General features: G+C 54.2%; 7 protein-coding genes. 6 read left to right on the top strand and 1 reads right to left on the bottom strand.

All coding sequences use genetic code 11. The features are described from left to right. Nucleotides 1-62: 62 nt before the first annotated feature. The 4 genes from F7231_RS04020 (at nt 63) to F7231_RS04005 (ending at nt 5,237) form a co-directional block, all read left to right on the top strand. The gene (locus tag F7231_RS04020) at nt 63-1,112 is read left to right on the top strand and encodes a ScyD/ScyE family protein (protein ID WP_166690964.1); all 1,050 of its coding nucleotides are present in this window, start codon (nt 63-65) and stop codon (nt 1,110-1,112) included. Between the two features lie 213 nt (nt 1,113-1,325). Further along, nucleotides 1,326-1,820, top strand: coding sequence for an FKBP-type peptidyl-prolyl cis-trans isomerase (locus tag F7231_RS04015; protein WP_085414580.1), 495 nt, complete (start codon nt 1,326-1,328; stop codon nt 1,818-1,820). Between the two features lie 76 nt (nt 1,821-1,896). Beyond that, nucleotides 1,897-3,756, top strand: a complete 1,860-nt coding sequence (locus F7231_RS04010) for an outer membrane protein assembly factor BamB family protein (RefSeq protein WP_166690963.1) — start codon at nt 1,897-1,899, stop codon at nt 3,754-3,756. A gap of 158 nt (nt 3,757-3,914) precedes the next feature. Further along, nucleotides 3,915-5,237: a Gfo/Idh/MocA family protein gene (locus F7231_RS04005; RefSeq protein WP_166690962.1), complete on the top strand. Its 1,323-nt coding sequence runs from the start codon at nt 3,915-3,917 to the stop codon at nt 5,235-5,237. Between the two features lie 156 nt (nt 5,238-5,393). Here the strand turns inward: F7231_RS04005 and F7231_RS04000 are convergent, their stop codons facing one another. Then, nucleotides 5,394-7,733: a S9 family peptidase gene (locus F7231_RS04000; RefSeq protein WP_166690961.1), complete on the bottom strand. Its 2,340-nt coding sequence runs from the start codon at nt 7,731-7,733 to the stop codon at nt 5,394-5,396. Between the two features lie 892 nt (nt 7,734-8,625). Here F7231_RS04000 and F7231_RS03995 point away from each other — a divergent pair. Together F7231_RS03995 and F7231_RS03990 are read left to right on the top strand one after the other, a co-directional pair. Beyond that, a complete protein-coding gene (locus tag F7231_RS03995; RefSeq protein ID WP_166690960.1) occupies nt 8,626-11,934 on the top strand; it encodes a SusC/RagA family TonB-linked outer membrane protein in 3,309 nt (1,102 codons plus the stop codon). A 13-nt stretch (nt 11,935-11,947) separates the two neighbouring features. Then, a complete protein-coding gene (locus F7231_RS03990; protein WP_166690959.1) occupies nt 11,948-13,654 on the top strand; it encodes a RagB/SusD family nutrient uptake outer membrane protein in 1,707 nt (568 codons plus the stop codon). Nucleotides 13,655-13,656 lie beyond the last annotated feature (2 nt).

Here is a 13,656-nt window from a genome sequence, read left to right as displayed (position 1 = left end):
CGTTATGATTTAGCAAGTATCAAATTTTCCATACCTAGTTGCATCACTTATCCATGTCAATCATGATCAAAAATCACTACATTTCTGGTCTGAGTCAGCCGCTCGTGCTGGTTTGCCTGTTCCTGCTTGGTGTAGCAGGCTGTACTGTATTCGATCACCGGTTTCCGGCACCTACTGCGCTGGTACCGGTACCGGGTCCACCCATAGCTACCGGGCTCAAAGCGCCGATTGGTATTACCGAAGACCCGAAAGGCAATATTTGGGTAACCGAAGCCGGTAGTGGCACGGTAAATAATGGGCAGGTTTCCGTTATTACCCCTTCGGGTGCTGTTTATCCGGTCATCAAAAATTTCCCGTCGGCCCTGAGTCCCGAAAATTCACCGGAAGGGTTAAATCATCTGCTGTTCGACAATGGAAAATTATATATTCTGCACGCTACGGAAGATAAACTGTACATCGCCGACGTTTCAGGCTTTGTGCCTGGGACAACGCCAGCCGTTGACGCCAGTACGCTGCCGTACCAGGATCTAGGTACGTTTGTGAAAGCGGCACGCCCTAATGCGCCCGATGCCCCCGACTCGAATCCATACAACCTGACGTTCGGTCCTGATGGCGATCTGTTCATCGTTGATGCTGGCGCCAATGCGATTATTCGTCGGAAGAAAACGGACGGCACACTGAGTGTATTTGCCACCTTCCCCGACGTACCCAATCCAACGATCCCTATGGTAGGACCGCCAACGATTGATGCGGTACCGACCGGAATTGTGTTTGACGGGACCAATTTTATTGTCAGCACCCTGACGGGCTATCCGTTCCCGCCAAATCTGTCGAAAATTTACAAGGTGAGCACTACCGGAACAGTAACCCTCTATAAAGACGGATTTTCGGGATTGACAGATATTGTGCTGACGTCTAGTGGTAAAACACTAGTAACTGAGTTTGGCTTCTCGGGCCCTGGCCGGGTGGCAAGTGGCGATGATCCGGCCGCCAGCTTGTTCTCGCCAGCTATTACTCCGGTTGATATTCTGTTGAGCAATAAGACTGCCGACACGTATTACCTCCTGTATTACGGGCCTGGTTTGCTTGTAAAACTCACGGCGACCAATTAGCCGGAACTCTATCAGGCTACTGCCGGGTTCGGGTCGCATGCCTGAGCCTGATGGTACGAAAAAGGAACTCTCCATCGATCTGTACGGCCTCGTATTGCTCGGTGGGGAGTTCCTTTTTCGTACCATCAGGCTCGGCGGCCGTTGATGATATTCTTATGTTTTACGACGGTCGCTCCAGAAACGACACTCCCCAAAAAGGAGTAACTTGCCTCCATGATACAGATCCAACGCCTCAAAACGTACAAAATGGCCGTTCTGGCCCTTTCCTGCCTGATCGGCAGTTGCCAGACAAACGACCAGACGCCCTGCAATCCTACACCCGTCAGCATCACTGCGCCACAGGACGAACAGGCGAAGCTCAAGCAGTACATTGACTCCAATGGCATTACAGCAACCGCCGATCCACGCGGATTTTACTATACCATTCAGGCACCGGGTAGCGGAGCAAAGCCAACGGTATGCTCAAACGTGACCGTGAATTATAAAGGCCAGCTAACAGATGGTAGCGTGTTCGATAGCAGCAACGGAATCAGCTTTGGGCTAAGCCAGTTGATCGTGGGGTGGCAGGAAGGCATTCCACTGGTGGCTCCCGGCGGTAGCATCACGCTGTATTTACCGCCCAGCCTGGCCTACGGCGCTCAGGCCCAGTCTGGCATTCCGGCAAATTCGATCTTAGTTTTCAAGATCGACCTGATCAAAATTAATTAACTTATTGGACCCAGTAGCGTGCGGTACTCTGACTGGGGTACCGTGCGCTACTTGTAAACTAGTCACTCAACGTTACATGACCAGGCTCTTTTCGATTCTTTTTCTTAACCTGATCGCTACACTTTGTCTGGCACAACCCATTCGGTTTGCCTTTGTCACCGATACACACGTGGGTGCACCGGAAACGGCGCTGGAAGACCTGCAACGTACGGTCAACGACATAAATACCCAGGCTAATATCGACTTTGTTGTTCTCACTGGCGATGTGACTGATTTTGGAACAGAAGCCGAATTCACCGCCGCTAAACGGGTGCTGGATGGCCTGACCAAAAAATGGCACATATTCCCCGGCAATCACGATACGAAATGGTCTGAGAACGGCTGTAACAGCTTTCGGAAGGTCTTCGGTACAGAGCGTTTTTCGTTCGACTTTGGCAAATACCGATTCATCGGTTGTGGCAGCGGTCCCAACATGCGGATGTCGCCGGGGCTGGCCTCCCGCGAAGACGTCCTCTGGCTCCGCGACGAAACGGCTAAACTGGCCAAGACTGGTCAGCCCGTCATTTTCATGAACCATTACCCGCTCGACGACGCACTGGCCAACTGGTACCTGCTGATCGACGAGTTAAAGAAGACCAATATCCAGGCGGCGTTGTGCGGACATGGGCACGCCAACAAGGCCATGGATTTTGAAGGAATTCCGGCTACGATGGGCCGGTCGAACCTGCGGGCTAAAGACCCCGTTGGCGGCTACAACCTCGTTACGATTCAAAACGATACGATGGCGTTTGCCGTGCGGACGCCCGCTGTTGGTGAAGTAGCCGGACGGCTTGCTGCTCCCTGGCGAACGATTGTCTTAACCGCCCACCATTTTGAGCAGTCCTCAAAGCCCTACCTCCGCCCTTCCTACCAACTGAATGACCACTACAAAAACGTGCAGGTACGTTGGCAGAAACAGGATAGCAGTGATATTGGCGCAGGGATCATTGCCGATAAGCGGCTGGCCATTTACCCCAACGCCCGCGGTGAGCTGGTAGCCCTGGCGCTAGCTGATGGCGCGACAAACTGGCGCTTTTCAACTGGCGGCAAGGTGTATTCTACGCCAGCCATGCACAAGAACCGGATCGTTGTTGCCTCAACAGATGGCACTATTTACTGCGTGGATAAACGCTCCGGCAAACGCATCTGGGCGGTAGAGACCGGCAAACCAATTGTTGCCTCCCCGCTTATTCTCGACAACACAGTGTATATCGGCAGTAGTGAGGGTAAATTTCGGGCTTTATCGCTTAAAAACGGGGCCGAACGGTGGACCTTCACCGGCGTAAAGGAATTTGTAGAGTCGATACCGATTGCCGATAACGACAGAGTCTATTTTGGCTCCTGGGGCTCTACTCTATACGCATTGGACCGAAAGACGGGCCAACCCGCCTGGACCTGGACTAACAACAAGGGGCGCAACTTCTCACCGGCGGCGGGCACGCCACTCCTTACCAACGGTCGTATTTTTCTGCAAACGCCCGACCGGACTGTAACGGCGCTGGACGCGAAGACAGGTCAAAAAATATGGGATTCAAACCAGCACAAAGGGTTCGAATCCAGTGGTTTGTCAGCAGATGGCTCGTTGCTCTATGTAAAATGCATGAACGATACACTCTGGGCGCTGTCAACTCGGTCTGCTACGCTCCAACCCGAGTGGTTTGTCAATTGTAAGTACGGGTATGAGATCAGTCCGTCGCCAGTTACCGAGCGGGACGGGCTCATTTTCGTACCTACCGACGATGGCGTTATCTATGCCGTTGACCGCCAGAAGCGGCAAGTAGCCTGGGCGCACAAGCTCTCTAACGCTATGGTGAACCGGGTTTTCCCCCTGCCAGGCAACGAAGTACTTATCACCACCATGGATGGTAAAGTGGCCCGCCTGCGCAACGGGCAGTAACGCCAGAGCAGCAAAACACGGCTATCTGCCCCGCTTCCTGTCTGATCAGGTACGTTCTGGTGAGGAGATAACGGGGCTTTACCTGTTTTGTACTGTATTCATGGATTCGGCGGAGGCTAGAAGCGGGCCGAGACCTGACCAACTCATTTACTTACACCATGCAAAACCGTCGCGAGTTTATTAAGCAGGCATCCGTTGCCGGAGCCGGTCTCTTCGTCGCCCCACAGATTCCCGTTTTCAAAGGTTCGCCCAACGAGAAAGTCGTCATTGGCACCATGGGCTCTAACAGCCGCGGCTTTTTTGTCGCAAAAATGTTTGCCCAGTTACCGAACGTAGAAATTGGGTACGTCTGCGATGTCGATGCCAATGTAGTGGCCAAGACAATCGCCGAAATCGAGAAGATGACGGGCAAGAAGCCTAAAGGCTTCACGGATGTGCGGAAAATGCTCGAGGTAAAAGACTTCGATGCCATGATGATCGCTACCCCCGACCACTGGCACGCCCCCGGCGCCATGCTGGGAATGAAGGCAGGTAAGCACGTGTATGTTGAGAAGCCCTGTTCACATAATCCGGCAGAAGGCGAGATGCTGGTGGCGGGTGCCAAAAAATACAACAAGCTCGTGCAGATGGGCAGTCAGCGCCGGTCCTTTCCCAAAGTGATGGAAGCCGTACAGTCACTGCACGAAGGTATTATCGGTGATGTTTATTTTGCCAAAGGCTGGTACGCTAACGCCCGTAAGCCAATCGGAAAAGGGAAGCTTGTTGCTGTGCCCGACACCCTCAACTTCGACCTATGGCAAGGTCCAGCCCCACGCCGCCCCTATCAGGACAACCTGGTGCCTTACAATTGGCACTGGTTCTGGCATTGGGGTACGGGCGAAGCGCTCAATAACGGCACGCACGAACTAGACGTAATTCGCTGGGGGCTGGGAGTCGATTACCCAACGAAAGTGACGTCAATGGGTGGCCGGTTTGCATACAAGGATGATTGGGAGACCCCCGATACCCAGACAATTTCGTTTGAGTTTCCCGGCAACAAAATGGTGGAGTGGGAAGGCCGCAGCTGCAACGGATTCAACAACGAGGGCGTGGGCAGGGGCGTCATTTTCTACGGTTCAAAAGGAACGATGATCATTCCGGGCGGCGATGATTACAAGGTGTACGACCTGAATAACAAGCTGCTGAAAGACGTGAAAACCGGGTTGCAGGAAGCCACGCGTACCAACACAATGGGCATGGGCGAAAAGCTGGATAGCCTGGTGCTGGAAAACTTCGTAGAATCGATTCGGGGTACCTCGAAGCTGACCGCTCCAATCGCGGAGGGCCACAAATCTACATTGCTTCCTCAACTTGGCAACATCGCCTACCGCACCGGCCGAATCCTGACTTGCAACCCAGCAAATGGCCATATCCTGAACGACAAAGAAGCCATGAAACTCTGGTCGAGGGAATACCAGAAAGGCTGGGAAATGACGTTGTAGCGTCAACGTACCTGTTTTGTTCACACAGAAAAAGCCGCCTCATTCTGAATGAGGCGGCTTTTTCTGTGTGAACAAAACAGTGTAAAAGACTGGAGTCGGGCTTCGCGCTTGTGGCCCTTCGCCAGGCTCACCAAGCAGTAACGTGTCAACAATATACTACCGCATAGCCTGCCGAGGATCGGGCTTCAAGTCGATCACGAACTCTTTGGGTGGCTCTGCGCCCAGCAGATGTTTCACAAAGTAATCCCAGCGACGACGTGCCATGTACGACGAGTAGCTGCCAAAGCCATGCCCGCTGTTCGGAAATAGCACCAGGTCGTAGTCTTTATTGGCTTTTTCCAGTGCCTCAACTACCAGCAACGTGTTCGACGGGGGAACGTTGTTGTCCATCATGCCGTGAGCCAGCATCAGCTTGCCCTTCAGGTTTTTAGCGTAGTTCTGGTTGGCCTGCGCTTCGTAATTCGACGCTGACGTTAGGCCGTTGTAACGCTCGCCCCAATCGTCTTCGTAGTTGCGGTTATCGTGGTTGCCCGACTCAGAAATGCCTACCTTGAAGAAGTCAGGGAAACGGAACATAGCCGTTGCTGTAGCGAAACCGCCACCCGAATGCCCCCAGATACCAACCCGGTCAAGGTCGATGTAGGGATACTGTTTAGCCAGTTGCTGGATGCCGGTAATCTGATCGGTCAGCGTGTTATCGGCCATATTGCCGTAGCTCATGTCGTGGAAGCTTTTTGAGCGCAGCGGATTACTGGTGCCTTCAATTTCTACCACGATGAAGCCTAACTCAGCCAGTGCCTGGTTGTCTTTTCGGGCGGCCGAAAACGACCAGTTTCCCACGCTGCCGCCCTGCGGACCGGGATAGATGTAGTCGACAACCGGGTATTTCTTGGCTGGGTCGAGGTTGGTTGGCGTATACATCAGGCCATACAAATCGGTTTTGCTGTCATGCGCTTTCACCCGAATAGGTGTAGGTGGCCGCCAGCCGGTTGCGGTCAGGCGCGATATGTCGGTCTTCTCCAGATCGACCAGCCGTTTGCCAGCCAGCGAACGAACAACACTCACCGGAGGTACGTCGGGCGACGAATAGGTATCAACGAAATAGGCCCCCGACGGCGAGAAGCTCACCTGGTGGTTTCCCGGCTCGGGCGTCAGCACCGCAAACTGTTTTCCGTCGAATCCAACCTGGCAAAGCTGCGCAAAATATGGGTTAGCTGCCTGCTGACCAACGGCCATGAAGTACAACATCCGCCTGGCTTCGTCGACCTTCAGCAGCCGGGTTACCACCCATTCACCTTTGGTAATCTGGTTTTTCAGCTTGCCCGTAGCGCCATCATACAAGTACAGATGGCCCCAGTTGTCGCGCTCCGAGAACCAGATGAATTCGTTGGTTTTGGCCAGGTAGCGCCAGTTGATCGCGCCCCATCCCGATTCGTACTGCGTTGGCACAGTTTCCTCAAACACCTCACGAACAGCCCCCGTTGCCGCATCGGCCAGCCGGACTTTTTCCTGTTTGTGATCACGTGAGGTAGACACAAAGGCGAGCTTTGTCCCGTCGGCGGTCCAGTTCACGTCGTCAAATGTGCCACTGCTGGAAATATCATCGCTGAGTGTGGCCCGGTGCGGATCGGGAGCCACCTGCAGCCGAACTACCCTGGGTACGTCGACTTCGATGATCACCCGCTCAATCATAGGAATCGCTTTATCGCCCGGCAGAGGGTATTTCCACTGTTTCAATGTAGGCTTGCCCACATTCGTGGTTACCAGATACATATCGCTCACCTCGCGCTGATCCTGCCTGAACGTGGCGATTTTCTTGGAATCGGGTGACCAGGCTAGAATGGCGCGGTCGCTCGATTTCCAACCCGCGTTGTCGGTGGCATAACCGAAGTCTTTTGCGCCGTCTGTCGTTAGCTGCGTTTGGGCGCCCGTCTGGGTGTTACGTACCCAGAGATTATAGTCCTTGATATAAGCGGCCAGTTTACGATCGGGCGATAGTACTTCATTTCCATCACCTTCCCGCGAAAAGCGGCCCCCACCCCCACTTGCTGCGCGGACGGAGGTAGTATCGGCAGTCAGTTGGTCGGTTTGGGGATCGTACTGCCATGACTTACCCGCCACCTGAAGGCCAACTGATTGGGTAGTGGGCGATAGCGTAATGCTTTGAAAAGGCAGCTTCGTGGCCTCGTAGGTCTTACCCGTTACTCTCGTAAGCGTAGCGGCCAGCTTTTGCGCATCGAACGGTGCCGAGCGCGAGCCCTTCATGGGGTCGACCAGCACGTAATTACTACCTGTAGCGGTTAGGTTCCGGTACCAGAACCGGTCGCCGGGTAGCCAGTTGGGGCGCAGACTGCCGTTGTCAATGAGTTGTTCGGCATTGGACCCCATAAACCGTTGTGCCCGTTCATAGTCGCTGGTGGTCAGCGCAGGACGCTGCTGAGCATTGGCGGAAAGAAACAGCAAAACAGGGAGACCTGCCAGTAGGGGTTTTATCATAATTAATGGAGTTACTAAACGGACTGACTGTTGATGATATGACTTGCCTTTTCGAGTGCGGCAAACAGCTACAATACTACCTAAAAATACCTGATAGGCGACCTATAACCAGCTATTTACCCGCGATTCATAGCTAAACCCAACAGCCCGCCAGTTTTGCCCCGCAACCGCCACACAATCAGGTCCACCAGCCAGGGTCTGTCAAGGTATCTGATTAGCCAACTTTCACCAGCTATAAGCGATAGCGTAGGCACATCAGTGAACGAGTCGTTAAACAATAGATGACCGGTTGCCAGATCAACGAATAGTAGCAATTTTTAACCTAATAGGTCAATAACTGTAAACTAAAAGCGACCCGTAAAAAGTAACGAAAACGATGTAGTAAGGCAAAAGAGCACTTTTCACTTACAGGGCAACCAATCTATTTACAGACGTAAGTATATTCTTATGAAAGTTAAATTTGTATTAATTATAGTTTGAAAAATACACAACGTCTATATGAAAACAAGTAGCTACTCGACTTGCCTTCGTCTTGTAACGTCCTTTTTTGAGCGGGCATCGGCCAGCCTTCATGCGTCGATCAGTTTGTTCACACCCATCCTTCCGGTTTAGGGCCGACGCCACCGCCCCCCTGGCTGATGCGCGGTAAAGCGGCATGATTCTGTCCACTTTCCGAGCGCTTTTTAGCTGCATTCGGCCTCCTTATATCTGGTAGCCTACTAATCAGGTGCCAGCCTAGTGCCTTACGTCAAGGCATAGCCTATCTCCAGTCAAGACAGCTCTGTCTGTCTCGTCCCTTCGTAGCTCTTCTCCCGCTTCATTTCTATTCCGACTAGTAGCCTATTTACCCTACTTATTCCTATCCCTTTACTCTAAAGTTTACCTCACACTCATGACCAACATCTTTACCCAGGTGGGCCACAGCTTGCTGGCAAACTGGCTATTGCTTATTCCCCTAACCAGCCAGGCACAGCTATTAGCCCGGTCAGGCGAACCGACCCCCGACCGTTACACACCCATCGCTATGGCGAGTAACCAGAACAGTAGCGGTAACGTACCCAACTCAGGGTTCAGCGAACCAACCGACCGGGCAATAACTGGCCGGGTTACCGACGAAAAAGGCGAAGAGCTACCGGGTGTCAGCGTTGTGCTGAAAGGCAGTCAGCGCGGAACAGTCACCGATGCGAAAGGTCAGTTTAAACTTACCATACCCGACGGCGGCGAGGCCACGCTCGTGTACAGCTTTGTGGGCTACCTCTCGCAGGAAATCGTGGTGGGCAACCGCAAAACCATCGACGTCATTCTGCAAACCGATGAAAAATCGCTCGACGAGGTGGTGGTAGTAGGGTACGGTACGCAGAAAAAGAGTGAACAAACGGCAGCAATCAGCACCGTTACCGGCGAGGACATTGTGAAGTCGCCCGTTACCGATGCCAGCAACTCCCTGATTGGGCGTGTTCCGGGGTTATTCGCGCAACAGACCAGCGGTCGGCCGGGCATCAACGGGGCAACGATCACCATTCGCGGTCGAGCCTCCGAAAACTCAGCCGCGCTAATCATCGTAGACGGAGTAGAACGGCAAAGTTTCGGTGAGATCGACCCCAACGAAATTGCTTCGATTTCGGTCCTGAAAGACGCCTCGTCGACGGCCCTGTTCGGTATCAAGGGGGCAAATGGCGTTATCATCGTCACCACTAAATCGGGCAGAACGGGTAAAGCCAAAGTGTCGTATTCAGGCAACGTAGGCACCGTCAGCTTCACGCAGGTCCCCGAATTTCTGGATGCCTACAGCAGCGCCATGCTGCATAATGAGGGCGAAGAAAACCTGATCAAATACGGGTTAGTACCGTCGAGCTTCCAAAAACTGTTTACAGCCCAGGACCTGCAAACTTACAAAGACGGCACCGGCGACCGGCTGCTGTACCCCAACACCAACTGGTTCAAGGCCGTGACCCGGCCCAGCTGGATGCGTACCCAGCATAACCTGAACTTCAGTGGTGGGTCAAAAGCCATAAAATACTTTGTATCATTGGCTTACCTCTGGGAAGATGGCGGTTTCAAAGACTTCAGCACCCCGTCAGGCTACAGTACCACACCCGACTATTCACGCTATAACTTCCGCTCTAACCTGGATTTCAATCTGACGCCAACCACAACCCTTAGCCTGCGGCTGGGCGGCCGGTTGGAGCAGCGGTATTCATTCATCGCCAACGCCAACGACGGCGACCTGCGGCGGCGATTCGAAAGCGGCCCCGAGTACCTAATGACCCGCATGTACAGCATTCCGGCCTGGGCCATTCCTTTTTATCCGGAATACACCAACCCAGCCACGCCTGAGTTGCAGCAACTCGACGATACCTATAACCAGATTGAAGACTTCGGCCGGGTGGGGATTAACTCGTTCAACCCCTACGCCGTTATCAAGCGGAACGGGTACGTTGATTTCGACAATAATGCCATCGAGAGTGTGTTTGTCCTCGACCAGAAACTCGACCGAGTTACCAAGGGGCTGGGCGCCAAAGTCACGGTTGGCTACGATGCTTACCTGCAGGCCGTTCGGGCGCAACTGGGGGCTTACGCCGCCTACAACGTAGACCGCACCAACAGCTCGCTGCTGCTGGCCCGCAATTCGTTTGAAGATCCGCTGGGTGGGGTAAGTTCACAGAACTACGGGTACGTTAAAACCAACGTGCAGGTATCGCTCAACTATGCCCGGTCATTTGGCAAACACAATGTATCGGCAGTGGCCGTTGGTCAACGCGAACTACGCGGGGCCGATGGTGGTCAGGCGGTTGCTCCCTTCGCCAACGAAGGCCTGATTATGCGGGCTACCTACAACTACGCCAGCCGCTATTTCTTCGAGGTCAACGGTGCGTATAACGGCTCGGAGAACTACCCTAAAGGCGAGCGGTATGGCCTGTTCCCGGCCGTTTCAGCAGGCTGGACCATCAGCCAGGAGTCGTTCATGAAGCGGTTCACCTGGCTCAATCACCTTAAAATTCGCGGTTCATACGGGCTTATCGGCTACGGAAACGTGGGCAACAGCCGGTTTCTGTACCTCGACGAGTACGCCAACGGTGGCGGTACGCCGGGCACGGGCGGCGGCAACTCGTCGATTAACAACCGCGTGATCTTCGGTAGCCCCAGCAGCAACGTGTCATACCCGGTGGTGTGGCACAGCCGTGCGGGTAACCCCGGCGTAACCTGGGAAAAATCGGTGAAACGGAATTTCGGTATCGAAACCGCCTTCTTTAAAGACCGCCTGTCGATCACCGCCGATATATTCGACGAACGCCGCTACGATATTCTGCTGGCCCGGAACAACTCGGCACCAGTCATCTATGGCGAGTCGCTGCCCGCCAGCAACTACGGCGAAAACTATAACAGCGGCTATGAGGTAGAGTTCAGCTTCAAAGACAGTAAAGGCGATTTTCGGTACGGTGTAACGGCGCAGTATACCCATGCCAAAAACAAGATTGTGGTCACCGACGAACCCGTTAACCTGCCCAGTTACCAGAAAGCAGCCGGGCAATCAATCGGGCAGTTCCGGGGCTACAAGGTGCTGGGTTTCTACCAAAGTCTGGAAGACATTGCCCGCAGCCCACAAAGCAAAGTGAACGGCGCGGTGATTCCCGGCGACCTGAAATACGAAGACATCAACAATGATGGCGTCATCGACGATCAGGACCGCGTGCCCATCGGCTTCTCTAACGTACCCCAGAATGTATTCGGCATCGAACCCAGTTTTGGTTGGAAAGGCTTCACGCTCTCCGCGCTGTTTCAGGGGGTAAACAAGGTGAACTCGAACGTCTTTTTCAGTGGCGGCAATTACTACAGCAGCATGCTCGGCCGGTGGACACCCGAAACCGCCGAAACCGCCACCTGGCCATCCATTCGCCCGCGAAACACGGCAGCTCCCAGCTATTCGTTCAACGACTTCATCATGCAGGACGCCAGCTATGTGAAGCTCCGGAACGTGGAAATCGGCTACGCCCTGCCGTCGTCGATCACCAAACGGCTGAAGGTGGAAACCCTGCGCCTGTACGTGAACGGGCAGAACCTGGCCACCTGGACCAAATTCGTTGGCCTCGACCCCGAAAACAACCAGAACAGCGCCGTAGCCAGCTCCTTCTTCGCCGGTGCCGGTAACAGTATTCCGGTTTCCCGGACCATCAACTTCGGGGTAAACGTTCAATTCTAATCGTAGCAACGTCATGAAATTAGTACGCAATACGCTCCTGCTTCTGCTGGTGGCAGGTACGTTCGCCTGCAGCAACAAAGACTTTTTACAACGTGACCCCGGCGTAGCCATCACCGACGAAGCCGCCTTCAGCGATCCTGTGCTGGCTACCCGGTTCGCCGACAATACCTACAACTACCTGCTCGACGATTATGGGCGGCTCAGCACGGCGCAGGTCTACAAAGGCACTACCGGGCAGTTTACCGACGAGGCCGTTTTTGCCGAGATTCTGACGGTGCACGGGGTAGTGACCATGAATCAGGGCAACTTTCAGGATGGTGCCTCTACGGATGTAAACGCCGTGTATACCCGCATGTATCAGGGCATTCGCAATGCCAATGTGATGCTGTCGCGGGTAGATGGTATCACCTGGACGGCCGCCCAGAATGGCAAGCTCATTCGGGCGCAGCAGTTGTACCTCCGGGCGTTTTTCTACTTCGAACTGGTGAAACGCTACGGCGGCGTCATTCTGCTCGACAAGCCCCTGGACCAGACCGATAACCTCGATTTGCCCCGCAATACGTATGAGGAAACGGTAGCCTTTATCCTGAAAGATTTGCAGGAAGCTGAGTCGATTCTGACTACCGAAACGTGGGGCACCACCTACTCGCCTACCACTGACTGGGACGCGGGCAACACCGGACGGGCAACCATTGGCTCGGTGCGGGCACTGCGAACCCGTCTATTGATGCTCGACGCCAGCCCGCTACGCAACCCAACCGGCGATGCGGCCAAGTGGCAGAAGGCCGCTGCGGCTGCGAAAACGATCATCGACATGGGCAAGTATAGCCTACACTCGCAGTACGGCACCTTGCTGAACCAGTCGTCGTCGCCCGAATACATCCAGATCAAAGTGCGTGGCCCCCGGAGTGGCAACGGTGGTTTCCTGGGCGATTTCATTATTCCGCCGAGTGCCGGTGGCGCGCAGGGGCAACTGAACCCCACACAAAACCACGTCGACCTCTACGAGATGAGCAATGGCAAGCCCATCACCGACCCGACCTCGGGCTACAACCCGCAGGAGCCTTACAAAGACCGCGACCCGCGTTTCTACGCCAACATCATCTACAACGACATGACGTGGCAGGGTCGAAAAATTGCCATGTGGGTCAATAACGCAACAACGCCGGTGTCGTATGGCGCTGACTACCAGCCGGGATCAACGAGCTACACCCGGACCCGCTATTACCTGCGGAAGGTGTGGCCCGAAGCCGTGCGGGGTGGTACGGGAGGTGCCTCGGCCATTGTCAACTTTATCTTTTTCCGCTACGGCGAAGTCTTGCTCAACTATGCCGAGGCGCTCAACGAAAGCGATGGCCCCACAGCGGCGGTGTACACGGCCGTCAATCAGATACGTACCCGGGCAGGTATGCCGGGCTTACCTGCCGGCCTCACTAAAGACCAGATGCGGGCCCGGATTCATAACGAACGGGCGGTGGAACTGGCCTTTGAGGAATTCCGGTGGTGGGATATTCTGCGCTGGAAGAAAGGCGTCGAGATTATCCCGAAAACGATCACCGGTATGGATGTAGAGCGTACGGCTACCGGCTTCAAATACACGGTGGTACCGCTGGCGGGCGCCTATCAGCGTGTTTTCGCCGATCACATGCACGTCTACCCGATTCCGCGTAACGAAATCTTCAAAAGTAACGGTGTCTTAAAGCAAAATCCGGGCTGGTAAGT

The sequence above is a fragment of the Fibrivirga algicola genome, from assembly GCF_011742925.1.
Classification (GTDB): domain Bacteria; phylum Bacteroidota; class Bacteroidia; order Cytophagales; family Spirosomataceae; genus Fibrella; species Fibrella algicola.
Note: the sequence above shows the minus strand (reverse complement) of the source record. Positions and strands in the feature narration are given on the sequence as shown.